Raw genomic sequence first — 25,572 nt, 5'->3', positions numbered from 1 at the left:
AACGCGCCGGCAACCGCGACGGCGCCGGGATCGGCGACACCCGCCAGATCCCTTTCGCCGACATAGGAGGCGCGTCCGGCTTTCGCCTTCATCATCGACTTCGTCGACTCCGCACCGGCTGCCGCAGCTCTTGCCGCGGCGGCGACATCGCCGGATGCGAGCGCCTGCAGGGCAGGCGACAACGCATCGACCATCGTCCGGTCGCCGACTCCGGCTCCGCCATAGAACGTCATCCTGTCGAGCCCGGCAAGAAGGGCTGCTGATATATCGGCTTTGTCAGCCATCGCCTTTGCCGCGGCGGTGAAGAAGATCGACAGCAGCACGCCGCTCGATCCGCCCATGCTGGTGCCGAGGATCTCGCCGAGCGAGGCAAGCGTTGCCGCCGGCCGGTCGAGCGGCAGCGTGTCGAGGCGGGCAAGCACACTGCGGGCGCCTGAGGCCACCGTCGAGCCGGTATCGCCGTCGCCGACGCGCCCGTCCAGCCGGTTGAGTTCGCTTTCCTGCGAGATCAGATGCTCGCAGAGCGCCGTGATGAGGCGCCGGTTGCGATCATTTTCTCCGGCCTTGCCGTTGGCGCCGTTCAATCCGGCTGATGTTCTCGGTGCGGCGACGATCCTGATCTCGTGGCGTTCGACGGCCGGCATCCAGGCGTGCGGCTCGACCGCTGCCGTCAGCGCCGCCTCGCGCTCGGCATCCAGCCAGATCAGCGACAGCGAGAAACCGTTCATGTTGAGCGCGGTCATCATCGGTGCCGGGCCGATGATCAGCCGGACGCGGCGGCCAAGCGGCGAGGACAGCACTGCATTGGCGATGACGGTCATTTCTAGCGGCGGCACGGCGCCGAGATTGTTGATGAGAAGGGCGTGGCTTCCCCCTTCACGCAGCGTTGGCGACAGGCGTGCCACCATGGTGGCGACGATATCGATGACCGGCTGCAGCGCGATGCGCTCGACGCCAGGCTCGCCATGGATGCCGAGGCCGAGCTCGCCTTCGTCCGCGCCGAGACGGTCCTCATGCGCCTGGCCGGGCACGCTGCAGGTGGACAGCGACACGCCGAGCGAGACGATGTCGCCGGCTGCTGCCGCGGCATGGGCCGCGACTGTCTTCAGATTCTCGCCTCGTTCGGCGTGATGGCCAGCGATTTTGTGGACGAATAGCGTGCCGGCCACGCCGCGCGGCTGGTTGATGCCAGGGATGGCGATATCGTCGGCGACGATGACCATCTCGACGTCGAAGCCCTCAGCGCGCGCCTTTTCGGCGGCAAGGCCAAAATTCAGCCGGTCGCCGGTATAGTTCTTGACGATCAGCAGGGCGCCCTTCGGGCCGGCGACGGCGCGGATCGCCGTCAGCACGGCATCGACGCTCGGCGAGGCGAAAATCTCGCCGGATACGGCCGCCGTCAGCATGCCTTTGCCGACGAAGCCGGCATGGGAGGGCTCATGGCCGGCGCCGCCGCCGGAGATGATCGCCACCTTCGACTTGTCCCAGTCCGCGCGCAGGATCACCTTGATGTCGGGAAAGCTGTCGAGGCGGGCCAGACGGCCATTGCTGCTCGTCAGAAGCAGACCGTCCAAGGCTTCGGTGACGATGTTTTCCCTGCGGTTGAAGAAGTGTTTCATCGATTGAGACCCGTCTGTTTGTTTTTCATGCCATCATCATGTCTGTTTGCCGGTCAGGAAAGGCGCTGTCCACCCGCGTCGAAATAAAGCGGATCGCGCAATGTCAGGCTGATCCGGTCGCCCGGCGCGATCGCCAGATATGGATCCGCAAGTGTGACGAGCTTGTGATTGCCTGCCCTGATGTGCAGATGGTTCTGGTCGCCGAGATGTTCGATCCAGTCGATTTCGGCATTGGCATTCTTGCCGACAATGATGTCGAGATGTTCGGTGCGCGCACCGATGGTCTTCGTGCCGGGCGGCGGCTGGCCGCCGGGCAAGAGGTCCGCAGGCAGTAGGTTGATGTGCGGCTGCCCGAGGCGGGCGGCGACATGCAGGTTGGCGGGATTGCCGTAGATCTCGCGCGGTGTTCCCACCTGCATCAGCCGTCCCTCGGCGACGATGCCGATCCGGTCGGCCATGGTCATGGCTTCCACCTGGTCATGGGTGACATAGAGCAGCGTCGAGCCGAGTTCCTTCTGGATGCGCTTCAGCTCCAGGCGCAGTTCGGCGCGCAGCTTGGCATCGAGCGAGGACAAAGGTTCATCCATCAGATAGATCGCCGGCCGGCGCACCAATGCCCGGCCGATCGCGACACGCTGCATCTCGCCGCCGGAAAGCCTGGTCGAGCGGTTCTCCAGCTTGTGGTCGATCCTGACCATGCGGGCGACCTCGCGGACGCGGCGGTCGATTTCCTCGGCGCTGAGTTTGCGGACCGGCGCCTTCAGCGGAAAAGCAAGGTTCTCGTAAACCGTCATGTGCGGATAGAGCGAATATTGCTGGAAGACGAAGGCGACGTCGCGTTCGGCGGGGGCTTCGGCGGCGACATTGCGGCCGCCGATTTCGATGCGGCCGCTATCTGGCTTTTCGAGGCCGGCGATCAGCCGCAGCGTCGTGGTTTTGCCGGCACCGGTCGGGCCGAGCAGCACGACGAACTCGCCGTCGCGGATCGAAAGATCAAGATCGGCCAGAGCCTGGGTGTCGCCGAAGCGCTTGGCGAGGTTCCTGAGGACGACATCAGCCATGCCGGGTCTCCTGATAGAGCGAGGACGGGACGGCACGGCCCGATGTGCAGTCGAAGAGCGCGAGCTTCGCCGGATTGAATTCCAGGCCGACCCTCTCGCCGATCTGGAAGCTGCGATTGGCGGGAACGCGGGCCTTGATCAGCCCGCCCGGGGTTTCCACAGCCACGACCTGATTGGTGCCGAGATATTCGCTGCCATAGACGGCGCCGCGGAGCCGCGAGGCGTCGCTGAAGCGGATATGCTCCGGCCGCACACCGAGCGCCAGCTCGCTTTCGGCCATGTCCTGATGGATCTCGGGAACGGCGACATCGACGCCGTCGAGCAGGATGGAGCGGTCGCCGCTCTTCAGACCCGAGGTGAAACGCATGAAGTTCATCGGCGGCGAGCCGATGAAATCGGCGACATACATGGTCGCCGGCTTTGAATAGATCTCCTGCGGCGTGCCGAACTGCTCGATGACGCCGTGGTTCATGACGGCGATCTTGTCGGCCATCGCCATTGCCTCGTGCTGGTCGTGAGTGACGTAGACGGTGGTCGCGTGGATGCGGTTGTGCAGTTCGCGCAATTCGTGGACCATGATCTCGCGGAACTCGGCGTCGAGCGTGCCGAGCGGCTCGTCCATCAGGAAGCATTTCGGACGCCGGACGATGGCGCGGCCGAGCGCCACGCGCTGCCGGTCGCCGCCGGCAAGGCCGGAGACCGAGCGGTTGAGAATATGGTCGATCTGCAGCAGGCGGGCGGTCTCTTCCACGCGTTGACGGATTTCGGCCTTTGCCATGCCCTGCGACAGCAGCGGGAAGCCGATATTCCTACGCACGTTCATATGTGGGTAGAGCGCGAAGAGCTGGAAGACGAAGGCGATGTCGCGGGCGCTGGCGCGGTTGAAGGTGACGTCCTCGCCGTCGAGATAGATCTTGCCACTGCTTGGCAGCTCGAGGCCGGCGATCATGCGCAGCGTGGTGGTCTTGCCGCAGCCGGAAGGCCCGAGCAGCGCCAGGAACTCGCCGTCATGGACGGTGAAGCTGGAATCTTGAACGGCGACGAAACTGCCGAATTCCTTGCGGAGATTTTCGATCCGGATGTCCGCCATGGTTCACTCCGGGAATTTCGAAACGATGATGAACATGACGGTGCCTGCAAGCAGGGTCACCAGCGAATAGGTGTAGAGCACCAGCAGGAAGGGCTGGAACAGCATCAGGAAGCCCAACCCGATCAGCACGGTCGCGATGGTTTCCATCGGGCCGCGGCGCAGGAGGAACGGACGCTTTGGGCGGGCGGGCGCAGGTGTTTCGATCAGATGGCTCATTTGCGGACGGCTCCGAAGGTGATGCCGCGCAGCAGCTGCTTGCGCAGGAGAATGGTGAAGACGAGGATCGGGATCAGGAAGATCGTCGTGCCGGCGGCGACCGCCGGCCAGTCCTGCCCGCCTTCGCCGATGATCGTCGGGATGAAGGGCGGCGCGGTCTGGGCCTCGCCCGAGGTCAGAAGGGCGGCGAAGGCATATTCGTTCCAGGCGAAGATCAGGCAGAAGATCGCGGTCGCGGCAATGCCCGTCGTCGCCTGCGGCAGTACGACCTTGCGGAAGGCCTGCAGTCTCGTATAGCCGTCGATCATCGCCGCTTCCTCGTATTCGCGCGGGATTTCGTCGATGAAACCCTTGAGCAGCCAGACGGCGAGCGAGACGTTGACGGCGGTGTAAAGCAGAATCATGCCGAGCGCCGTGTCCGACAGGCCGAGCTCGCGGTACATGAGGTAGATCGGGATGGCGACGGCGATCGGCGGCATCATGCGCGTCGACAGAATGAAGAACAGCAGGTCGTCGGCGAGCGGCACCTTGAAGCGGGAGAAGCCATAGGCAGCGAGCGTGCCGAGAAAGACCGCAAGGAAGGTGGAGCCGAAGGCGATCACCAGCGAATTGACGAAGCGCGGCAGGAAGTTCGACGGGCCGGCGATCACCATGTTGCGCCTGCGCGTTACCTCGTCACAGGCGCCGACCGGCGCCGGCAGCGAGGCGATATAATCAGGCGTCTGCCGGGTGCGTGTGGTGAACAGGTTGCAATAGCCTTCGAGCGACGGCGTGAAGACGATCTTCGGGGGATAGCTGATCGAATCCGGCGGCGACTTGATGCTGGTCAGGAAGATCCAGACGAGCGGGATGAGGGTGATCAGCGCATAGATGACGACGATGGTGCCGGCGATGCGCTTGCTGGACAGGCTCGGTTCGACGACCGAATGGGCTGAGTTGGCGGCGCTCATCGTTGCTTCACCTTGTTCAGTGCCTTGACGTAGATGTTGGCGAGACCGAACACCGCGACGAAGAGGATGATGGCAAAGGCCGAGGCCCGGCCGGTCGCCCAGCTTTCGAAGGCGGCGCGTTTCAGCGTGATCGAGGCGACCTCAGTGACTGAGCCCGGCCCGCCGCCGGTGAGCAGCGTCACCATGTCGAACATCTTGAAATTCTCGATGCCGCGGAAGAGCACGGCGAGCATGATGAAGGGCAGGGCCATCGGCACGGTGATCGACCAGAACTGGCGCCACGGCGAAGCGCGATCGACCTCGGCAGCCTCATAGATATAGTCGGGGATGGAGCGCAGGCCGGCGAGGCAGATCAGCATCACATAGGGCGTCCACATCCAGGTATCGACGATGATAATCGCCCAGGGCGCCAGAGAGACATTACCGAGCATCTGGATATCCGATGTCGGGATGCCAGACACCATCGACACGGCATAGGCGAAGAGGCCGATCTGAGGCTCGTAGAGAAAGCGCCAGAAATTGCCGACCACGGCAGGCGACAGCATCATCGGGATCAGGATGATCGTCGTCCAGAAGGCATGGCCGCGAAACTTGCGGTCGATCAGATAGGCGAGCGTGAAGCCGATCACCGTCTGCAGCACGATCGTCCAGAAAACGAAATGCGCGGTGGTCTGCATCGCCTGCCAGATATCGGGATCGTTGAGGACGCGCTGGTAATTTCCAAGGCCGACGCCCTGGACCGGCGCATTCGGCCGGTTGGCGCGGTAATTGGTGAAGGAGAGGTAGACCGCCCAAAGCAGCGGAAAGATGTTGATCGCCAGCAGCAAGGTGATAGCCGGCGCAATGAACAGCCAGGCGATCGCCCTGTCGGAGAGGCCGCGGACGCGCCGGGCGACCGAGACGGGCGTCGCCCTTGCTGTCGCATCGGCTGCTTTCTCGACGATCGAGGAAGGGGAAATAGTCAAGTTTTCACCCGGTCTTTTGGGATATGGGAAATTTGGCGGCCCGGCTCGTCTGCCGATCCGGGCCGCCATCCTGCCGAGGATGGCGCGCATCAGGGATGCCACGCGCTAGATCTTGCCGTCGTCCTTGAAGACGTCGCTCCAGTCCTTCACCAGACCGTCGAGCGCTTCCTTGGCGGTGCCATTGCCAGCGACCACGTAGTTATGGACGCGCTTCTGCATGGCCTGCAGCAGCGAGGCGTAGCTCGGCTCGGCCCAGAAGTCCTTGACGATCGCCATCGAGTCGAGGAAGGCCTGGGCATAGGGCTGGCTCTTGGCAAAGCCCGGCGCATTGACGACGGAGTTCAGGCAGGAAAAACCGCCGAGTTCCCACCATTTGGCCTGCACATCGGGCTGTGCGAACCACTTGATGTATTGCAGGGCAGCATCGCGCTTGTCGGAGTAGGAGACCACCGAGATGCCCTGGCCGCCGAGCTGGGCGAAGTGCGCCTTTTCAGCCGGATTGGGGAAGAAGCCGATCCTGTCGCCACCGACCTTCTCGTCCTTGTAAAGGCCGGGCCAAGTGAAGGCGAAGTTCATCTGCATGGCGACCTGGCCGGATTTGAAGGCATCGGCGGATTCGACCATGTAGACGTTGGAGCTGCCGGGCGGTGTGCAGCAATCATAGAGCGACTTGTAGAATTCGAGGCCCTTGACCGCGTCGGCCGAGTTGACGAAGCCTTCCATGTCATAGGGCTTTTTCGGGTTTTCGTACTGGAAGCCCCAGTCGTAGAGGACGTTGGTCACGCCCATGGTGATGCCTTCGGAGCCGCGCTCGGTATAGATCGAGGCGCCGTAGACGGTCTTGCCGTCGATCTCACGCTTCTGGAAGAACTCGGCGATTTGCTTCAGCTCATCGTAGGTCTTCGGCGCTGCGAGATCCCGGCCGTATTTCGCCTTGAATTCCTTCTGCAGTTCCGGCTTCTCGAACCAGTCCTTGCGGTAGGTCCAGCCGACGACGTCGCCCATGGCGGGCAGCGCCCAGTAGTTCGGCGTGTTCTTCGGCCATTCCGAGTAGCCGACGACGGTCGCCGGCACGAAGTCATCCATCTTGATGCCTTCCTTGTCGAAGAAGTCGTTGAGCTTGACATAGTGGCCGTTCTCGGCCGAGCCGCCGATCCACTGGCTGTCGCCGATGATTAGGTCGCAGAGCTTGCCATGGGAATTCAGCTCGTTGAGGAAGCGATCGGCATAACTCGTCCAGGGAACGAATTCGAACTTCATCTGCGTGCCGGTCTTGGCGGTGAAATCCTTCGACAGCTCGACGAGCGCATTGGCGGGGTCCCATGCGGCCCAGCACAGCGTCAGTTCATCGGCTTTGGCGAGATTGGGCAATGCCGACGACATGACGAATGCCGTGGCCAGCCCCAATAGGGCTTTCGATGTTTTCTGCATAAGTTCCTCCCAGAACCAAAAGCCGGCTCCCCGCCGGCGTCGCATGTTCACCCACTTCAGAGAATGCTCACATGAACTCCTCAATCATTATGTTTAGCAATATGTTTAGTGATATCTATTTTTATAAACATTGCAAGCGCCAATCGTTGCTGCAATGCGACAAGTGTGGCGCCACATGGGCGGATATTTTTGGGAGCCGATCTTTTCGGCCGATCTCGAAAAATTCTTTGGCGAGCGTACCGATGCAGCGACATCTGGCCTCGCTGCGACATGGATCGCACGGTATGGACTGCGCGCCGTTCCTGTTTTCCCCGGAGCGGATCAAGCTTGGCCTCGCTTCGGCGGGGCCTTTTTCTTGAATCTTTTCTTTAGCAGCCCGTAATCCGGATGCATCGGGAATATTCCTGCGCAGTGCGAGATTTAGCCTTTCCGCCCGGCTGCAACGGGCGTATTCAGCCAGTGCGCGGCTTTCCATGTCCGCGCTCCCCGCGCGGCAGATCTCCGATCGGCTTCTTCCCGTTTCCCTGCCGCGTCTTCCGGAATTTCTATTGGCAGATCCATGACCACGGCAGAGACGAGCGAGAATGGGCAAGAGGCGGCGAGCGGCCGCCAGGCGAAGATCGTGGCGCTGGTCGTTGCCGTTTCCTTCTTCATGCAGATCCTCGACGGTACGATCGTTACCACCTCGTTGCCGCAGATGGCGGCAAGCTTCGGCGTGCAGCCGGTATCGATGAGCATCGGCATCACCGTCTACATGCTGACGATGGCCGCCTTCATTCCGCTGTCGGGCTGGCTCGGCGACCGGTTCGGTGCGCGCCGCATCTTCCTGATGTCGATTGCCGTCTTTACCGGCGCCTCGCTGTTTTGCGGGCTGTCCGGCAGCCTTGCGGAATTCGTGCTGTGGCGCGCCGTGCAGGGGGCGGGCAGCGCGCTGATGACGCCGGTCGGGCGTATCATCGTGCTGAAAAACGCCCGCAAATCGGAACTGGTCCAGGCGATCGCACTGATCACCTGGCCGGCACTGACGGCGCCGGTGATCGGCCCAGTGCTCGGCGGCTTCATCACCACCTATGCCAGCTGGCACTGGAACTTCCTCATCAACATCCCGATCGGCATTCTTGGCATCGCGCTGGTGCTGCGTTTCGTGCCGGAGCAGCGCGAGACCAATCCCGGCCGGTTGGATCTCATGGGCTTCGTCCTCAGTGCTGCGGGCCTGACCTTCCTGCTCGCCGCCCTCGAACTCTCGGTCAAATGGGAGAGCGGGCTCTTGCCCGTCATATCAATGCTGGCGGCGGGCATCGTACTGTCGGTCATGGCGACGCGGCATTTCCTCGCCGTCGACAACCCGCTGCTGGATCTTTCAGCCTTCCGCATCCAGACCTTCTCGATGTCGACGCTGTCGGCGGGCACGGCCTGCCGGATGGCGATCAACGCGACGCCGTTTCTGCTGCCTCTGCTGTTCCAGCTCGGCTTCGGCCTGAGCTCGATTGCCGCCGGCACCTATCTGTTCGTTTATTTCCTCGGCAATTTCAGCATGAAGGCGGTGACGACGCCGCTGCTGCGCTTCTTCGGCTTTCGCACCGTGCTTGGGGTCAACGGGCTGATCGCGGCGCTTTCGATCGCCGCCTGCGGTTTCCTTTCGCCGGAGACGCCGCCGGTTTTCATCCATGCGCTGCTCTTTCTCGCCGGCCTGTCGCGGTCGATGGAATTCACCGCGCTGAACACGTTGGCCTTCGCCGATATCGGCCCGGCGCAGCGAAGCTCGGCCTCTACGCTGTCGAGCATGCTGCAGCAGGTATCGATGCTGCTCGGCGTGGCGGTGGCGGCGGCCGTGCTCAACATCGGCTCGGCTCTCAGGGGCGCCGACAATCCCGTTCTTGCCGACTTCCGCTGGGCTTTCGTCGCGGTCGGCGCGATCGGCATCGTCTCGTCGCTGCGCTTTATGCAATTGCCGGCAGAGGCAGGGGCCGAAGTATCCGGCCATCGGAAATTCCAGAAAAATTAGCTTATTGGCGGAACCAATCGAGTCGCTCAGCGTTCACGCATTTCATTTCAGGTTTTTCGTTTCCCATCTCTTTCAAAGGCTTCCATGGGGAACCTCTCCAGGCCAAGGTCATGTTCTAAAAATGCCGGATTCCCGACATCCTCCTTCCGTGCCGCCTGCGACAAGAGCGAGGGATAACCGCTGTTTACCCCAGACGGCCAATGCAATACGACATTCCCATGCGGACGACTCGGACGCTTGCGGGCGGTCGTCGCTGCGAGAGAACGCCGGGAGACTGAATGAGCAATTCTAGCGGCGATGCGGATGCCCTGATCCACATCCTCTATATCGACGACGACGAGGGGCTTGCCCTACTGATGCAGAAAAACCTGCGTCGGTGTGGCTTTTCGGTCGAGTGGGCCGAGAGCGGCGCTGCCGGCCTTGCGAGACTCGGCGAAGGCGGTATCGACGCCGTCGTGCTCGATCATATCCTGGCCGGCGAGACCGGCCTCGACATTCTGCCCTGCATCACGGCGATGCCGGATCATCCGCCAGTGATCTATGCGACGGGTTCGGACGATACCAGCATCGCGGTCGCGGCGCTGAAGGCCGGCGCCGACGATTACATGCTCAAGGGGATCTCAGCCGATTATTTCGACCTGCTCGCGGCCGCGCTCGAACAGGTGCTGGAGCGGGCGCGTTTTCGCCGCGAGACGGCGCAGGCGCAGGAGGTGATCCGCCAGCAGCGCGACCTTGCCGAAATGCTGCTTGCCGAGGTCAATCACCGCATCGCCAACAGCCTCGGCCTCGTCGGCGCGCTGATCCGCATGCAATCCTCGATGACCAAAGACCAGGTGGCGATCGATGCGCTGCACGAAACGCAGATGCGCATCAACGCCATCGCCAGCGTGCACCGCAGGCTCTACACCAACCGGCAGGTCGGCTCGGTGCAGGTCGACGAATATCTGAACAGCCTGCTCACCGAACTCGAAGCCTCGATGCGCGACGACAAGCGGCCGCATCGGATCGTGCTCACCGCGCAGCCGGTCAACCTGGCGACCGACAAGGTGATCACGCTCGGGCTGATCGTCAGCGAGCTCGTCACCAATGCCTTCAAATATGCCTATCCGTACAGCGTGCCGGGCGAGATCCGCGTCATCGTCGACCAGATGGACGAGGCATTGCGCGTCATCGTCGAGGATGACGGCGCCGGTTTCGATCCGTCGAGCCCGGCCCGGGGGACCGGCCTTGGTACACGCATTCTGACGGCCATGGCCGCCAGCTTGAAATCGGATTTCGCCTATGACCCCGGCCATGACGGAACCAAGGCGACGCTGGTGTTCTCGTTGCATGAGGGGAAGTAGGGTATTCCCCGTTCAGTGCTGAGTTTGTCGCCATGCGGAACGCCGTTTCTTCTATCATTACAATAGCTTGCCGACGATACATCAAGAAACATGACGCTAGGGGAGGAACATGGCGACGATCCGCACACCGAAGGAAGTCTATGATTTCTGGTTCGTCAGATGCGGCCGGGAGCTGTGGTTCCGCGCGACGCCTGACCTCGATGCAGAGATCAGCACGGTCTTTCGCGATACTCATCTGGCCCTTGCCGCGGATGTTGGCGCCGAATGGCGGGCGGATGCGGAGAGCCGGCTGGCGGCTGTCATCGTGCTCGACCAATTTCCCCGCAACATCTATCGCGGCACGCCGCTTGCCGTTGCGACCGACGGGCTGGCGCTTCGCGAAGCCAAACTCGCGCTGGCATCCGGCGCCGACCGGGTGGTGGAGGCCGCATGCCGTACCTTCTTCTACTTGCCGTTCGAACATGCCGAAGACCTTGGCGAACAGGAACGATCGGTGGCGTTGTTTACCGCCCTCGGCGATGAAGAATATCTCGATTATGCGATCCGCCACCGCGACGTGATCGCTGCCTATGGCCGTTTTCCGCACCGCAATGCCATGCTTGGGCGGGAGTCGACGGCTGGGGAGCGCGACTATCTTTCCAAGCCCGGCGCCGGTTTCTAGGCCTTTCCAGGGAGCTTCCGCCTTTCTGTCGCCTTTCTTTACTATGACAAGCTGGCATTCTACCTCGACGACAACCCTTCCGGAGGCGCTTTTGCGGCTGAGACCTATCCTGCTTCGCACCATTCTTCTGCTGACGCTGGCGGTCGCTGGCGCGCATTTCAAGGGTGCTGCGGCCTTTGCGCAGGAGCCACAGGCACCGGCGGCCGCGCAGGCGCCGCTTGCCGATACGCCGCTCGACCAGGCGACAAAGGAGATCGACAAGGCGAAGGTCCAGCTGACGGCGCTTCAGGACGGCGTCAAGCAGAATGCCGACAATGACGATGCCCTGGTCGGGCTTGCAACCAAGGCCGACGAGCTCAGCCGCGCCGTCATCACCATATCGGTCAATCTGAGGCCGCGTTTGGACCAGATCAAGAACCGGCTTGCCGAGATCGGCGATCCGCCGAAGGACGGGCAACCGCCGGAGGCCGAGATCGTCACCCAAGAGCGCAACGCGCTCGCCGCCGAGCGCGCGCAGATCAATGCGGTGACGGGCGACGCCGAAAACCTGTCGATCACGGTGACGAAGCTCGTCAACGAGGTCACCGAAATGCGGCGGCGGCTGTTTGCCGACACGTTGCTCAGGCGCACCGAGATCTCTGTCTCGGTGCTGGATGACGCCGGCGGTGCCTTCGTGCATGAGGCCAGCGAATTCTTGCAGGCCCTGTCAAGTTGGGCCACGTTCGTCTGGAAATTTAAGCGTTTCCCGCTGTTTGCCGCGATTTTCCTGTCACTCGCCTCGGCCCTCATCCTGCTTTCCGGCAGTTACCGGCTGTTCGGTTCGTATCTCCGTCGCGACGAAGCAGTCGAGAACCCGTCCTATATCGGCCGGCTGTCGATTGCCTTCTGGTCGACGCTGATCCGCACCCTGGCGCTCTCGGTTCTACTCGTCACGTCGTTCTTCTTCCTCAATGGTTTCAACGTATTGCGACCCGACATCGCACCCGTCATCGGCGCTCTGTTCGGGGCGATCGGTCTCGTCTATTTCGTCGGCCGCTTCGTCAATGCGATCTTCGCGCCGAATGAACCGCGCTGGCGGCTCGTTCGGCTTTCCAATCTCGGCGCGCGCTCGATCGGTTATTGCTTGCTGGCGATGGCCGTCGTCAACGCGCTCGATTATCTGTTCGGTACGATCGGCGAGGCGATGAGCTCGCCGCTGGTGCTGACCGTGGTCAGGAGCCTGATTGCCGCGCTGATCATCGGCCTGATCCTGATTTCGGTCTCGTTCGGCAAACCGATGCTGGCGAAGAACGGCGATCCAGATGCACCGGGCCGGCATTGGCCGCGCGGCATGGCGATCATCCTGCGTGTCGTCGGCGCCGGCCTCATCCTCACCGCGCTGACTGGTTATGTGGGGCTGGCACGCTTCGTCGCCACGCAGCTCATCATCACCGGCGCGGTCGTCGTCACGATGTATGTCGGCCTGCTTTCCGGCAAGGCGATATCCAGGCAGGAAAGCTTCGGTGACACCTTCTTCGCTCGCTTCCTGACGCGCCGTTTCAAGTTGGGACCTGTGGCGATCGACCAGGCTGGCCTGGTCGTCGGCCTTGCCATCTATGCCGTGGCGCTTATCGTCGGCATCCCCCTGATCCTGCTGCTCTGGGGTTTCCATGTGCAGGACCTGCAGATGCTTGCCTATAGGCTGTTCACCGAGGTCAGGCTCGGTGGCATTAGCATCTCGCTGCTCGGCATCTGCACCGGTATCCTGCTGTTTGCCGGCGTCTACCTGCTGACGCGCTGGCTGCAGCGCTGGCTGGATGGCAATGTGATGGCGCGAAGCCATGTCGATCTCGGCGTGCGCAATTCGGTCAAGACAGGTATCGGCTATCTCGGCGTCGGCATCGCGGCGATCATCGGCGTTTCGGCCGCAGGCATCGACCTCTCAAGCTTCGCGCTCGTCGCCTCGGCGCTCTCTGTCGGTATCGGTTTCGGCTTGCAGAACATCGTCTCTAACTTCGTCTCCGGCTTGATCCTGCTCGTCGAGCGGCCGTTCAAGGTCGGGGACCATGTCGTTTCCGGCACGGCCGAAGGCATCGTCAAACGCATTTCGGTGCGCGCCACCGAGATCGAGACGTTCCGCAAGCAGTCGATCATCGTGCCGAATTCCGAGCTGATCAACGGCCTCGTCGGCAACTGGACACACCGCAACAAGATCGGTCGCTCGGAAATTCCGGTTTCCGTTGCCTACAACGCGGATCCGCAGCAGGTGATGGACATCCTACTGGAACTGACGGCCAAGATACCGCTCGTCATGCGCAATCCGGAGCCGCATGTCGAATTCCTGCGCTTCGGGCCATATTCGCTGGATTTCGAGCTGCGTTTCTTCCTCGCCGACATGGGTGACGGCATGGCGGTGCGCAACAATCTCAGGATCGAGATCCTTAAGCGCTTCAAGGCCGAGGGAATCGAGATCCCGCTGCCACAGACTGATCTTACCATCCATCGGGAGGCTCGTCCCGCGCTTACCGATGCGGGCAAGGATCAACCCAACGAGCAGGAAAACTCGGCGGACACGCTCATGGGGGAGGAAGAGCAGCCGGTGCGGCAATTGCGCAGCAAGACGGCAGACGGCAATCGGAAAGGCTGAACGGGTCATTCAGCCATCATTCACAGCTATATGTGCATGATCTCCACTATCGGGATCGCTGCCGGGGGCAGCACCGATCGTTCGAGGGGAGGGCGCGCCAGCGCCGCCGCACATGATGGCAAGATTTGCCGCCGTTTTGCTTGTCCCGCTGCTTGCCGCGCCCGCGGTTGAAGCGGCATCCATCACCAACACCGATCCCGCCGCCGTCGTACTCGTCATCACCGAGAGCGGCCAGCGCGTCGAGGTGGTCGTCGATGCCGGCGCTTCGGAAAGCCTCTGCCCTTCCGGCTGCTTCATGACGACGCCCGACGGCGACCGCATTGGGCTTGACGGCGGCGAGACGATCGACATCGTCAAGGGCTCGGCCGTCGTCAAGTAGCGGCTGCACTGATTAATGCGCTCAGGCTTCTCCGGAGTTGGGAGCAGTTTCCAACCGGGCAACCGGGCGCGCCAGCCGCATAATGGCGGAGAATGCGGCGACGGCGATGGTGCTGAGCAATGCTGCGATCGACAGTGACCATGATACGCCGAGATTGCCCATCAGGAAGGCGAGTGCGAACGGCGCCATCGAGGAGACGACGAGACGGGCCGACATGATTTGTCCTTGCCGCCGGCCGTAGCCATCGCTTCCGAAGAGCGCGAGCGGTAAGGTTCCGTAGACGATGCTGTTAAGGCCGGAGCCGAGGCCGAAGACGACGGCGAAGGCCAGCGCGCCGGGCACCGAGGGTGCGGTGGCGACGAGGATGACAAGGGCCGCCGGCAGCAGGATGGCGCAGATGATCGCCAGCATCACTTGCGACAAGCTCTCACCAAAGACCATATTGATGAGGCGGCTCAACACCTGTGACGGGCCGAAGAGCGTTCCGACCACCACTGCCATGGTGCCGAGGCCGAGTGCAGACATGACAGGCACCATGTGAACCAGAAGTGCCGAGTTCACGAAGCTTTCCAAAGCAAAGCCCGTTACCATCAGGATAAAGGCCGGCCGGCGCACCGACGGCTGAAGGCTCGGCTCGACGCGTTTGGCGGTCTCCTCTCCGGTCCGTCTCCTGGTCTCGCTGACGCCACGGGAGAGCCAGGCATGAATGGGAAGGCAGACGGCGAGATGAAGCGCGGCGAAGATCAGATAGACATTCTGCCATGAGAGATGCGCGTGCAGCGCCGTGGTGATCGGCCAAAAGATGGTCGAGGCGAAGCCGGCGATCAGCGTCAGGTAGGTGATACTGCGCTGGGCGACGCGCGGCCTGATCTGCACGAGCAGGGCGAAGGCGGCGCCATATTGCACCAGGTTTGAGGCGATCTCGATGCCGATCAATGCCGCGACGAAAGCGACCTTTCCCGGCGCGAAGGCGCAGACGACGAGGGCAGCGGCGGCAATCGCCGAGCCCGATGTCATGATCCTGCCTGCGCCGAAGCGATCCATCCATGTGCCCATTAGAGGTGCGGCCAGGCCGCCGATCAGAAGGGCTAGGGAGAGCGCAGCGAAGATCCATTCCGATGACCAGTTGAGATCACGGGCCATGTCAGGGGCGAGGATGCTGAAGCTGTAATAGAGCGATCCATAACCGATGATCTGTGTAAGCCCGAGTGCAACAATGGCCGCTACCGGCGGTCGTTCGGTGCTGATTGTCATAGGGATCTGAGGCTCACGCGCTGTTCGAGCTTTTCGGCTTCTTCTTTCCGCTCGCTGTAGCGGTCGGTCAGATAGTTCGAGGCATCACGGGTCAGCAGCGTGAACTTCACCAGTTCCTCGCAGACGTCGACGACGCGGTCGTAATAGGATGAGGGTTTCATGCGGCCGTCGGCGTCGAATTCCTGAAAAGCCCTGGCGACTGATGACTGATTGGGAATTGTGATCATCCGCATCCAGCGACCAAGGATGCGAAGCTGGCCTACTGCATTGAAGGACTGGGAACCGCCGGAGACCTGCATCACTGCCAGCGTTTTACCCTGTGTCGGCCGGACCGAGCCGACCGACAGGGGGATCCAGTCGATCTGCGCTTTCATGATACCGCTCATTGCTCCATGACGTTCAGGGCTGATCCATACCTGGCCTTCCGACCATGCCGACAATTCGCGCAGTTCCTGAACTTTTGGGTGGCTCGCCGGCTCGGCGTCGGGCAACGGCAGATCTTCCGGATTGAAGATACGCACTTCACAGCCGAAATATTCGAGCAGCCGTGCCGCCTCCTGTGCGAGGAGGCGGCTATAGGACACCGCTCGCAAGGAGCCATAAAGGATCAGGATGCGGGGCTTGTGCGTCGAGAAAGCCGGCCTGAGTGCGTCCATATCGGGTTGACGCAGATGCATCGGCGATACGGCAGGCAGATCAGACAATGCGCTTGCCCTCGGCATCGAGCACCTTCTCGCCATCTTCCTTGGTGAAGGCGCCGTTGTGCGTTTCCGGCAGGATTTCGAGGACAAGTTCCGACGGTCGCGACAGGCGCGTACCGAGAGGGGTGACGACGAAAGGCCGGTTGATCAGGATCGGATCTTTCAGCATCGCGTCGAGAAGCTGATCGTCGGTTAGATCGGGATTGTCGAGGCCGAGTTCGGCGTAGGGTGTATCCTTCTGGCGAATGGCATCGCGCACTGTCAGGCCGGCATCGGCAATCATCTTGCCCAGCTCATGACGTGACGGCGGGTTTTGCAGATATTCGATGATATCAGGTTCGATGCCGGCATTGCGGATCATCGCCAGCGTGTTGCGGGAGGTGCCGCAAGCAGGGTTGTGATAGATGGTGACGTTCATAGTTTTGCCTCTGACGACAGGGTTGATGAAGCACCTGGCTGCAGCAGCCAGGTGAACAGGAAAAGGGCTGCGACCGCGCCTGTTATTTCGGCGATCCAGAAGCCGGGAAGATCGACCGGGCGAATGCCGGAGAAGGTATCGGTCAGCGAGCGGGCCAAGGCGACGGCCGGATTGGCGAACGAGGTCGAGGCGGTGAACCAGTATGCGGCGGTGATATAGAGCCCGACCAGCCACGGCACCGCCTTCTGCTCGAACTTGATGCCGGCGAGGATGACCGCGACCAGGCCGAAAGTGGCAACGCCTTCCGAAAACCATTGCGCGCCGCCGGTGCGTATCTTGCTCGACATTTCCAGAAGCGGCAGGGCAAACATCAGATGGGCGGCGACGGTCCCGACGATGCCGCCGAAGATTTGCGCAGCGATATATCCGGCGAGATCGCGTTTTGCCAGCGAGCCCGACATCGCAAAGATCAGCGAGACCGCCGGGTTGAAGTGGGCGCCGGAGATCTGTCCGAGCACAGTGACCAGCACCACCAGGATGGCGCCGGTCGCGAGCGTGTTGCTGAGCAGAACAAGTCCTACGTCCTCCGTCAGCGATGTCGCCATGATACCCGAACCGACAACTGTCGCGACCAGCATGGCGGTGCCGAGACCCTCGGCGACGAGCCGGCGTGGTAGATCGAAGCCCGTCATCAGCCCATCCTCGTCGTGCCGCGGAACGGCGCATCGCCAATGCGGTCTGCGGTCATTGCAATTCCTCTTTCGTCGCAGGTGCACAGCAGGCGGCGACGGCGGCAGCCGGCGCGCAGATCTGAGGGTTTCCGCTGCAGCAATCCTCCATCAGGAAGCGGATCAGGCCGCCCAGCGCCTCGTAATTGGCGGTGTAGATGATCGAGCGGGATTCGCGTTGTTGCGTAATCAGGCCTGAGCGTTCGAGCTCCTTCAGGTGGAAGGAAATATTGGACGGCGAGACCTCCGCCTTCTCCGCGATTGCACCTGCCGCCATGCCATTGGGGCCAGAGACCACGAGCATGCGGACGATGTGCAGGCGAGTCTCTTGCGAGAGAGCACCGAATGCGACGAGGGCTTGACGTTGATCCATATTTCAATGATCCTTGAATTATTGAAATGAGGATTAGCTGATATGAACGCGATCGACAACGGAAAAATTCAAGAGGACGACATCAGCCTTGGCCTGCTGCTCAATACGCTCGACGGCGAAAGGGACGCGCCGCTGGTTTTCTATTACGACGGCCGGCCGGTGAAGCCTGGTTATCATATCACCGAGGTCAAAGCGGGCCAATTCTCGGCCCTCGATTGCGGCGCCAATCCTGAGGCCTGGACGGAGATCTTCATCCAGCTCTGGGACATCGAAGAGGGCGACCGCACACACATGCCGGCCGGCAAGTTCCAGGCGATCATCCGCAAGGTTACCGACCACGTGCAGCTGGATGGTTCGGCGAAGCTGACCTTCGAAGTCAGCGATGGCGTGCGCCCGATGCAACTCTATTGTGCGGCGATGCCGGTTCTCAGCGCTGGAACCGTCCGTATTTCGCTTTCGCCACGGCCGGCAAGCTGCAAGCCGCGCGACCGCTGGCTGGCAGAGGAAAACAGCAAGGCGGCGGCCTGCTGTGGGCCGCGAACGGCAACGCGCGGCTGCTGCGCGTAAGGGACACGTGATTGTGCGGCAGGGCAGCCTGGATCGTATTGACTGACCGCCAGTCAGTCATATAAATGGAGGTTGTCGGTTTGATGCCGGCGCCGCCCGTTTCACACCCGGAGATCGCAATGAGCGCGCAGACCCTGTTGAACTCTCTGTTCCGATACAAAGCCAGCGTTGACGATGAGCTTCTCGATGCCTTGAATGCGCTCGGGGCTGAGGCGCGATCTGACGACTTTCGCTCAGCCCTTCGTGTGCTCAATCACGCCCATCTCGTCGATCGTATTTTCGTCGCCAATCTTCAGCGGCTCAATCATTCCTACGCGGCGAGCTGGAGCAGCGAAGCGCCGCCGGTGGCGCAGCTGTCGTCCGATATCCGGGAAACCGACCGTTGGTATATCGACTATACCTCGCGTATAACGCTTCCGGAAATGGAGGAAGTCATAGACTTCACCTTCACCGATGGTGGGCGCGGGCGCATGTCCCGCGAAGAGATGCTGGCCCATGTGGTGACGCATGCCGGTTATCATCGCGGTGAGGTCGGTCGCCTGCTGCCAGAAATCGAGAGCACCGCCATGCGCGACGTTTTTACCGGCTACCTGCACAGGACCGACCCCACGCGCCGTCAATGAGAGTGGAGCAGCGTGTCGATGCCGGCCGATCCTGTTTCTAAACCGAGAACCAAGCCTCCCGAGGAGCGACGCGACGAGCTGATGACCGCAGCCGAGCGGCTGTTTCTGGAAAAGGGCGTGGAGCTGACCACGATCGAGGAGATCACGACGGGGGCGGGGGTCGCCAAGGGCACCTTCTATCTGCACTTTTCCTCGAAGGCCGATGTTCTCCAGGCGCTGCGCGCCCGTTTCGTGCAGGGCGTGCTGGATGGCATCGTCGCGGCGGTCGAAGGACGGAGACAAGAGGATTGGCGCGGGAGACTGGCGGCCTGGTCCATGGCGTGCGCCACCGGCTATCTCGACGCGGCCGGGCTGCATCATCTCGCCTTCGTGGCAGCCCCCCCCGCGACACGGGAAGGGCTTTCGCGCAACATCCTGATCGACCATCTGAATGAAATGCTTGCCGCTGGCGCTGGCGAGAATGCCTGGTCGATCGACGATCCCGGCTTCACGGCGGTCTTTCTGTTCAATGCCCTGCACGGCGTGGTCAATCAGCCCGGCATCGGCGAGACGCCCTCGGCCCGTGCCGAATTGCTGCGTGCGATCGAGGCGCATTTCCTGCGCGCGCTGGGTTTGCCGTCAGGCATTGATTGAGGGCTGGGCATTCCACCATCTCAGCACCCGCATAGCCCGGAGCGTCACCCATCGCGACGGCTTGCCTTGCCCGTCGTCGATCTCGAACCACACCCGACCTGCAGGGCTCCCGTCCAGCTGCCAGCTGCCGTCCTGAAGGCGTCTGGAACGCAGGTGCTCGATCGCCTCGCCGAGACGCGGATCGGGATTATTGCCGGTCAGGATCGCGCTGGAGCGGAAATAGTCGAGCGCACGCAGAATGTCGTAGCGCCAGCGGTTCGGGTGCAGGAAGTGCAGGAAGCGCTCGTCGGCCGGCTCGCCGGTGCCGAGGCGGCGGAAGAGGTTGCGGGCCAGTAGAAACTCCTCGCCCGTCCTGCGCGCCTCTTGAGACCGATGCGTGCCGCCGGTCGACCTCTCGTATTCCAGCAAGCCTTCCAGCACGTTGATGGTGCTGGCGAAAGATGAGCGGACAGAGCCATTGATCCGCTCGCAGTTCCAGCCGCCGTCGTCGAGACGCTCGCCGGCCAGCCTGTCGACGATGGGCGAGACGTCAATCCCGAAATAGGCGCCATCGGCAATGGTGCGGCCGTTGATGCACTCCTCGACTTCGCCTTCCCAGTAGGGCTGGCCGCCTTCTTCCCAACGGGCGTTGGCGCCGATCAATTCGACGGTGCGCCTGGCGCACCCGCAGGCGGGATCGAGACCGAACTCCCTCAATTGCGACAGCGAGAAAGTCGTGGCCGTCCGCGGCTGGCCACGCTCCTTCCACTCGCGAGCGTCGAAACCGGCGGGCAAGAAGGCGCCGCCCGCCCACTGCCCGTCCTCGTCCTGGCAGGAGAGCAGCCTGGCGCCCCAACCCTCGGTCTCGACTTTGGCCCGCTCGGCCATCCATTCCCTATCTGGGGCATCGAGCAGGTCGCGCATCACCTGCCACCGGATCGACGGATCGGAGTCGAGAAGCCATTCGATCACCGGGTCGGATTGGATCATGGGGCGAACCTGTCGGCGGATCGGGTCGATGGCTCGTTTATAATCGCTTCGGCTGAGCAGTGCCATCCGGACAGGCCCACGCGAAATCGTCTAAATCCGACGTGGTCGCGTCAGGCGCTGGCGCTTGCGATGCCGCGGCCGGACTATGCCAGCGGAGGCACGAAGCTGAAGATCAAAATCCTCGGTTCGACCTATAATGCGACGGTTGTCGGCGAAAGCCCGTTCGATGCCTGGAATGCGGCGCTTCGCGCCTGATTTCTTAATCATATCCGCAAAGAAATCGGAGGCGGCGCCATTGAGCCGCCTCTTCGTTTAGAACTGGGCGCGCCGATTAATAATTATTCAAATCAATTGATGTATCAGTTTGATCCGGGGACAGATTTTACATCAAAGGTTTGCTATGGCGTTTCTAGGTATTTCGGGGATGCAATATTCCGGGGAAATGTTTGCTGGTGCGCGTATTATTGTCGCGGAAGATTCCAACGTATTCACCTCGATGATCAGCAAACGCCTCAAGGAGCTGTTCGACATCGAGGTCGAGATTTGCCGCAGCTTCGAGGATCTGCAGGTTTCCTACGACAAGTCTTCCGATCCGATCACGCTGGCGATCTCGAACATCAATCTGCCCGGCGCCGAAAACGGCGAAGCGCTCGAATATCTGGTCGATCTCTCCATACCCACAATCGTCTTTACCGGCACCTTCCATGAAAGCATGCGCGACAAGCTGATGGCCAAGGATATCGTGGACTATATCCTCAAGGACAATATCTTTGCCGTCGACCTGCTGGCGGAATCGATCTGCCGCTTCCTCACCAATCACCGCCACCACGTGCTGATCGTCGATGATAGTGCGACCGCGCGCGCCCTGCTGTCGAGCCGGCTGAAGCGCTACAATTTTCGTGTCAGCGTCGCCGAGAGCGGCGGCAAGGCGCTGGAGATCCTGAAGGCCAACCGCGATATCGGCCTGATGATCACCGACTACAACATGCCCGACATAGACGGCTTCGAACTGACGCGGCGCATCCGCGCGAGCATCGGCTCGCACGAGCTGCGCATCATCGGTGTTTCCTCCTCCTCGAACCGGCTGCTTTCGGCGCGATTCCTGAAGGCCGGCGGCAATGATTTCATGCTGCGTCCCTTCATTGACGAGGAGTTCTATTGCCGCGTCAACCAGAACCTCGATACGCTGCTGCAGATTCAATCGATGCGTAAGGAGCGGGCGGTTGCCTGACGGCTCTTCCCGTATCGGTATCGCCAGGGGAGCGGATATCACGCTCGGGGACAGTCGTCGAATTTCTGCAATTACAGGTAATGTCGCTATTATTTGTCCCCTTCACGCGCACAGGCCTCTCGGTTATCGTCCCCGCCGGGGAGAGGGCCGAGTCGAGCCCATCGGACGCATCGGGGAGTAGGAGCTGTGGCTTTTCAAGCGGATTTCCAGCGGGATGGTATCGGGCTGCGCTCCGGCGGGCTCAAGATACTTCTGGTTGAAGATTCCCGGATGTTTTCCGCCGTGCTCTGTCACCGATTCCAGACGGAGCTCGGCCTTGCCGTCAAATCCTGCCCGTCGCTGAAAGCTCTTCGCAAGGAACTTGCTGACGACGGTCACGGCTACACCATGGCCGTCGTCGACCTCAACCTGCCGGATTCGCCCTATGGTGAAGCGCTCGACTGCACGATCGAGCACGATATCCCGGCAATCGTCTTCACGGCGACATTCGATCTCAACACGCGCAACAAGATCATGGAGCGCAATGTCATCGATTACGTGCTGAAGGACAATGAATTCGCGCTCGACAATCTGGTCGCCACCGTCCGGCGGGCGATCTCCAACCGCAAGACGCGGGTGCTCGTCGTCGACGATGTCGTCTCGGCGCGCCAGGTGCTCGTCGACCTGCTCAAGGCACAGCAATATCTCGTCGTCGAGGCAAATTCGGGGCTCGAGGCGCTGGCGGCGCTCGAGGCCTACAGCGATATCGAGCTCGTCGTCACCGACCACCATATGCCCGATATGAGCGGCTACGAGCTGACGCGGCGCATTCGCCATCGCTTCGGCTCGGACAGGCTGCGTGTCATCGGCGTTTCCTCCTCCAACGACCGCATGCTTTCGGCGAGTTTTCTCAAGGCCGGCGCCAGCGATTTCGTTTACCGGCCCTTCGTTGCCGAGGAGCTGCAATGCCGCATCGCCAACAATGCCGAAACGCTGGCGCAGATGCGGCAGCTGAGGGCGGCGGCGGCCTGCGACTACCTGACCGGCCTCTATAACCGCCGCTATTTCTACGACAACGGCCCGAAGCTGGTGAACGAGTGCCTGCGGCTGAAGGTACCGAGCTCCGTCGCCATTCTCGATATCGACCATTTCAAGCGGCTGAACGACACCTATGGCCACGAGATCGGCGACAAGGTGCTGAAGGCTGTCGCAAACAGGCTGTTTACGATCTTCGAGGGCAGCGACAATCTTCTTTCGCGCCTCGGGGGCGAGGAATTCGCCATCCTCTTCCCGCAGATGGATTCCGCTGCCGCGACCAAGCTCTGCGACGAGATCCGCTCGGATATTTCGCGGCTGAAGGTCACGGCCGACGACGAGGAACTCGGCGTTACGATTTCGATCGGCATCGCCGAGATCGGCGGTTACGAGACCTTCGAGAATTACCTCAACGCCGCCGACCAGTTTCTCTACATGGCCAAACACCGGGGCCGCAACCAGGTCTATTCCGACGCCAGGATGACGGAAGAGGCGGCGCAATAGCGCCATCCGAAGGGCAGAGCCAAGCCGCCGCCTTTCATATCAGGCGGCAGATGGCCGTCTTATCATCTCAAGCGGCGACCGTCTTTTATTGTCTCAGGCGGCGACGGCCTGGCGTGCGGTCGCCATGGTCATCTTGCGCTCAGCGCGCTCCTGCTGCGGTGAGCGATGGTAGAGTTCGCGATAACACTTGGAGAAGTGCGAGGCCGAGACGAAACCGCAGGCGACGGCGACCTCGACGACGGGCATCGAGGACTGCACCAGGAGGTGGCGCGCACGGTCGAGGCGGATTTCCAGATAGTAGCGGGCCGGCGAACGGCCCATCTCCTGGCGGAACAGCCGTTCGATCTGGCGACGGGAGAGACCGGCGCCGTCGGCGATCTCGATCAGCGACAGCGGCTCGGCGAGATTGCCTTCCATCAACTCGATGATCGACAGCACCTTGGCGTTCTGCACGCCGAGGCGGGCGCGCAGCGGCAGACGCTGGCGGTCATGCGGGTTGCGCACGCGGTCGGTTAGGTGCTGCTCGCAGATGCGGTTGACAAGGCTTTCGCCGAAATCCTCGCCGACGAGGTTCAGCATCATGTCGAGCGAGGCGGTGCCGCCGGCGCAGGTATAGAGATTGCCGTCGATCTCGTAGAGATCGGCATAGACCTCCGCCTGCGGGAAGGCTTCCGAAAAGCCCGGGAGGTTTTCCCAGTGGATGGCGCAGCGCTTGCCGTTCAGGAGGCCGGCCTGAGCAAGCACGTGCGCGCCCGTACAGAGGCTGCCGACGGCAACGCCGCGATTGTAGCATTCACGCAGCCAGGCATTGACCGATTTGTTGTTGAACTGCTCGACATCGATGCCGGAACAGACGAGCACCATGCCCGGCCGGTTTTCGCCGCCGAGATGGCGGCGCTCCTCGGCAAGCGAGGAATTGGCCTCGACGCCGATGCCGCAGGAGGAATAGACTTTTTCCCCATCGACGGAGGTCAGTCGCCAGGTATAGGCCTGATAACCGAGCATGCGATTGGCGATGCGCAAGGTGTCCACGGCCGCCGAAAAGGGCAGCATGGTGAATTGCGGTACCATAAAGAAGACCAGCGAACGCTTCTTGATCTGCATCCTGTTCATAGCGAAATCCATGCTCGAGGGACGATGACACATTCGTTGCGCGGAATGCGTCGCGCCGATGTCCTGAAAGCGACACTGGCATGGAAAAATGCGGCCGGGAAGAGCAAATATGCGACATCGGCCACGATTTGGCCGATCAAACTGCCGGAATGGCTGCGGATAGGGCTGATGACGGGCTGATAGGCGACTGAAATTCAAGACTGAAAAGGGCTTGGGAATGGACGGTCAGGCCACGAAAAAGGCGGCGTTGCGCAAAGCAGACGCCGCCCTTATCTTGGGTGGAATGTCGCATTCATTACATGGTCCGGTGTTTGCTGTCGTCCGTGCTCGGCCAGCCGATGTCCTTGCGGATGTCGAAGGGCATGGCTTCGATTTCACGAGCCGTCTGCCAGCGTGTCCAGGCGAGGGTGAGCTTGCGGGCATAATGTGCCAGATCGAAGCGGCCTTGGCCGGAGGTGAGGGACTTACCACCACCGCGATAGGTGAGCGTGGTCATTTTCCGGTTCCTTTCTAGGGTCAGGGGCATGGTCGTCAATGGGAGGTTCGTCCATGTCCATAATCACAATATGGGCCTTGGGAACTCATCATTCAAACGAATAGAACTTATGGATAACATCAGAGATATTGAATGATGGCGGTGCGCCCGCTAGTCCCGTTGGAGGCCACTATAGGGTCGGTCATCCTCGTGGGCCTCCTGGCTTTCCGTGCAAGGAGATCTGCGGAGCGGAGCATAATACCGAAAGGAGTGTGCTGTTTTCGGACGACGTCATGCTCTGTTTGATTTAGTGGGCGGCGGATCAGACCGGTGACGAGTATCGCGCTGGCGATCGAGACGACTTTGCCGGAGGCGATGATAGTGGCCGTGATGCCGACTCGCGAGCCTTCTGCGAGCCACTCAGCGCGGGCATACGTCCCAGAAGCCCGTCGTCTTGTCGGGTGAGGTGTAGTACCAGCACTGACCGGACTGAGGCGGCGTACCTGCCAATGAAACGGCGGCAGCTCCGGCGACGAAGCCGATGGCGGCGCCTGCGGCGATGGCGGTACCCGGACGCCAGTAGCGGCGAGGGGTCACCACCACGACGCCGCGCCGGACGGGCG

General features: G+C 61.7%; 27 protein-coding genes and 1 pseudogene. 11 read left to right on the top strand and 17 right to left on the bottom strand.

What is annotated here, in order from left to right:
* From MOV76_RS28050 to MOV76_RS28015, 8 genes are all read right to left on the bottom strand, one after another.
* On the bottom strand, positions 1-1,619 hold a 1,619-nt coding region (locus tag MOV76_RS28050; RefSeq protein WP_247265749.1), incomplete at its 3' end, for a dihydroxyacetone kinase subunit DhaK.
* 53 nt (positions 1,620-1,672) lie between these two features.
* Positions 1,673-2,680, bottom strand: coding sequence for an ABC transporter ATP-binding protein (locus tag MOV76_RS28045; RefSeq protein WP_028733130.1), 1,008 nt, complete (start codon positions 2,678-2,680; stop codon positions 1,673-1,675).
* A complete protein-coding gene (locus tag MOV76_RS28040; RefSeq protein WP_130729096.1) occupies positions 2,673-3,770 on the bottom strand; it encodes an ABC transporter ATP-binding protein in 1,098 nt (365 codons plus the stop codon). The genes MOV76_RS28045 and MOV76_RS28040 overlap by 8 nt, the downstream gene beginning before the upstream one ends.
* A gap of 3 nt (positions 3,771-3,773) precedes the next feature.
* Entirely contained in the window at positions 3,774-3,986 is a 213-nt protein-coding gene (locus MOV76_RS28035) for a hypothetical protein (protein WP_018447247.1), read from the bottom strand.
* Positions 3,983-4,936, bottom strand: coding sequence for a carbohydrate ABC transporter permease (locus tag MOV76_RS28030; protein ID WP_018242446.1), 954 nt, complete (start codon positions 4,934-4,936; stop codon positions 3,983-3,985). The genes MOV76_RS28035 and MOV76_RS28030 overlap by 4 nt, the downstream gene beginning before the upstream one ends.
* Positions 4,933-5,901 (bottom strand): carbohydrate ABC transporter permease, encoded by a 969-nt coding sequence (locus MOV76_RS28025; RefSeq protein WP_112906592.1) that lies wholly within the window; start codon positions 5,899-5,901, stop codon positions 4,933-4,935. The genes MOV76_RS28030 and MOV76_RS28025 overlap by 4 nt, the downstream gene beginning before the upstream one ends.
* 105 nt (positions 5,902-6,006) lie before the next feature.
* A complete protein-coding gene (locus MOV76_RS28020) occupies positions 6,007-7,332 on the bottom strand; it encodes an ABC transporter substrate-binding protein (protein WP_018242444.1) in 1,326 nt (441 codons plus the stop codon).
* A 121-nt stretch (positions 7,333-7,453) separates the two neighbouring features.
* The gene (locus MOV76_RS28015) at positions 7,454-7,807 is read right to left on the bottom strand and encodes a hypothetical protein (protein WP_247265748.1); all 354 of its coding nucleotides are present in this window, start codon (positions 7,805-7,807) and stop codon (positions 7,454-7,456) included.
* A gap of 84 nt (positions 7,808-7,891) precedes the next feature.
* Here MOV76_RS28015 and MOV76_RS28010 point away from each other — a divergent pair, with 84 nt between their 5' ends.
* From MOV76_RS28010 to MOV76_RS27990, 5 genes are all read left to right on the top strand, one after another.
* Positions 7,892-9,337, top strand: a complete 1,446-nt coding sequence (locus MOV76_RS28010) for an MFS transporter (protein WP_247265747.1) — start codon at positions 7,892-7,894, stop codon at positions 9,335-9,337.
* 278 nt (positions 9,338-9,615) lie between these two features.
* Positions 9,616-10,680, top strand: a complete 1,065-nt coding sequence (locus MOV76_RS28005) for a histidine kinase dimerization/phosphoacceptor domain -containing protein (protein ID WP_247265746.1) — start codon at positions 9,616-9,618, stop codon at positions 10,678-10,680.
* Positions 10,681-10,789: 109 nt separating this feature from the next.
* On the top strand, positions 10,790-11,341 hold the full coding sequence (locus MOV76_RS28000; protein ID WP_193446563.1) for a DUF924 family protein: 552 nt from the start codon (positions 10,790-10,792) through the stop codon (positions 11,339-11,341).
* A gap of 91 nt (positions 11,342-11,432) precedes the next feature.
* Entirely contained in the window at positions 11,433-13,967 is a 2,535-nt protein-coding gene (locus tag MOV76_RS27995; protein WP_247265745.1) for a mechanosensitive ion channel family protein, read from the top strand.
* Positions 13,968-14,079: 112 nt separating this feature from the next.
* Positions 14,080-14,346 carry a hypothetical protein gene (locus MOV76_RS27990; protein ID WP_018242438.1) on the top strand — a complete coding sequence of 89 codons (267 nt, stop codon included), beginning with the start codon at positions 14,080-14,082 and terminating at the stop codon, positions 14,344-14,346.
* A 21-nt stretch (positions 14,347-14,367) separates the two neighbouring features.
* On the opposite strand, the gene arsK is transcribed toward MOV76_RS27990, so the two are convergent.
* Genes arsK through MOV76_RS27965 form a run of 5 tightly spaced genes read right to left on the bottom strand, consistent with a single transcriptional unit; the run spans position 14,368 to position 17,820 of the window.
* Positions 14,368-15,600, bottom strand: coding sequence for an arsenite efflux MFS transporter ArsK (arsK, locus tag MOV76_RS27985; RefSeq protein ID WP_247265744.1), 1,233 nt, complete (start codon positions 15,598-15,600; stop codon positions 14,368-14,370).
* Positions 15,597-16,322 (bottom strand): arsenical resistance protein ArsH, encoded by a 726-nt coding sequence (gene arsH, locus MOV76_RS27980; RefSeq protein WP_165419707.1) that lies wholly within the window; start codon positions 16,320-16,322, stop codon positions 15,597-15,599. The genes arsK and arsH overlap by 4 nt, the downstream gene beginning before the upstream one ends.
* On the bottom strand, positions 16,297-16,719 hold the full coding sequence (gene arsC, locus MOV76_RS27975) for an arsenate reductase (glutaredoxin) (protein WP_130716829.1): 423 nt from the start codon (positions 16,717-16,719) through the stop codon (positions 16,297-16,299). Before arsC ends, arsH begins: the two co-directional genes overlap by 26 nt.
* Entirely contained in the window at positions 16,716-17,411 is a 696-nt protein-coding gene (locus MOV76_RS27970; RefSeq protein ID WP_130716827.1) for an MIP/aquaporin family protein, read from the bottom strand. Before MOV76_RS27970 ends, arsC begins: the two co-directional genes overlap by 4 nt.
* Before the next feature lie 52 nt (positions 17,412-17,463).
* Positions 17,464-17,820 carry a helix-turn-helix transcriptional regulator gene (locus MOV76_RS27965; protein ID WP_018242433.1) on the bottom strand — a complete coding sequence of 119 codons (357 nt, stop codon included), beginning with the start codon at positions 17,818-17,820 and terminating at the stop codon, positions 17,464-17,466.
* Between the two features lie 42 nt (positions 17,821-17,862).
* Here MOV76_RS27965 and MOV76_RS27960 point away from each other — a divergent pair, with 42 nt between their 5' ends.
* The 3 genes from MOV76_RS27960 to MOV76_RS27950 all read left to right on the top strand — a co-directional run bounded on the left by MOV76_RS27960 (position 17,863) and on the right by MOV76_RS27950 (position 19,643).
* Entirely contained in the window at positions 17,863-18,387 is a 525-nt protein-coding gene (locus tag MOV76_RS27960; RefSeq protein WP_247265743.1) for a DUF6428 family protein, read from the top strand.
* A 119-nt stretch (positions 18,388-18,506) separates the two neighbouring features.
* Positions 18,507-19,010, top strand: coding sequence for a DinB family protein (locus MOV76_RS27955; protein ID WP_130652582.1), 504 nt, complete (start codon positions 18,507-18,509; stop codon positions 19,008-19,010).
* Between the two features lie 18 nt (positions 19,011-19,028).
* Positions 19,029-19,643 (top strand): TetR/AcrR family transcriptional regulator, encoded by a 615-nt coding sequence (locus MOV76_RS27950; protein ID WP_018447261.1) that lies wholly within the window; start codon positions 19,029-19,031, stop codon positions 19,641-19,643.
* Here MOV76_RS27950 and MOV76_RS27945 read toward each other — a convergent pair.
* On the bottom strand, positions 19,629-20,612 hold the full coding sequence (locus MOV76_RS27945; RefSeq protein ID WP_247265742.1) for a squalene cyclase: 984 nt from the start codon (positions 20,610-20,612) through the stop codon (positions 19,629-19,631). The genes MOV76_RS27950 and MOV76_RS27945 overlap by 15 nt on opposite strands.
* A 129-nt stretch (positions 20,613-20,741) precedes the next feature.
* Here MOV76_RS27945 and MOV76_RS39890 point away from each other — a divergent pair, with 129 nt between their 5' ends.
* From MOV76_RS39890 to MOV76_RS27935, 3 genes are all read left to right on the top strand, one after another.
* Complete coding sequence (locus MOV76_RS39890; protein ID WP_018447263.1) at positions 20,742-20,867, top strand: hypothetical protein; 126 nt, start codon at positions 20,742-20,744, stop codon at positions 20,865-20,867.
* Between the two features lie 145 nt (positions 20,868-21,012).
* The gene (locus MOV76_RS27940) at positions 21,013-21,843 is read left to right on the top strand and encodes a response regulator (protein WP_032980464.1); all 831 of its coding nucleotides are present in this window, start codon (positions 21,013-21,015) and stop codon (positions 21,841-21,843) included.
* Positions 21,844-22,029: 186 nt separating this feature from the next.
* Positions 22,030-23,361, top strand: coding sequence for a diguanylate cyclase (locus MOV76_RS27935; RefSeq protein ID WP_018074553.1), 1,332 nt, complete (start codon positions 22,030-22,032; stop codon positions 23,359-23,361).
* Positions 23,362-23,454: 93 nt separating this feature from the next.
* Here MOV76_RS27935 and MOV76_RS27930 read toward each other — a convergent pair whose 3' ends face one another.
* The 3 genes and pseudogenes from MOV76_RS27930 to MOV76_RS27920 all read right to left on the bottom strand — a co-directional run.
* Complete coding sequence (locus MOV76_RS27930) at positions 23,455-24,474, bottom strand: GlxA family transcriptional regulator (RefSeq protein WP_018242426.1); 1,020 nt, start codon at positions 24,472-24,474, stop codon at positions 23,455-23,457.
* A gap of 295 nt (positions 24,475-24,769) precedes the next feature.
* Positions 24,770-24,970: a hypothetical protein gene (locus MOV76_RS27925; protein WP_018447267.1), complete on the bottom strand. Its 201-nt coding sequence runs from the start codon at positions 24,968-24,970 to the stop codon at positions 24,770-24,772.
* Positions 24,971-25,369: 399 nt separating this feature from the next.
* Positions 25,370-25,572: pseudogene (locus MOV76_RS27920) on the bottom strand (hypothetical protein); the annotation flags it as partial.

It is taken from the genome of Rhizobium sp. PRIMUS64 (genome assembly GCF_023006465.1).
GTDB lineage: Bacteria > Pseudomonadota > Alphaproteobacteria > Rhizobiales > Rhizobiaceae > Rhizobium > Rhizobium leguminosarum.
Note: the sequence above shows the minus strand (reverse complement) of the source record. Positions and strands in the feature narration are given on the sequence as shown.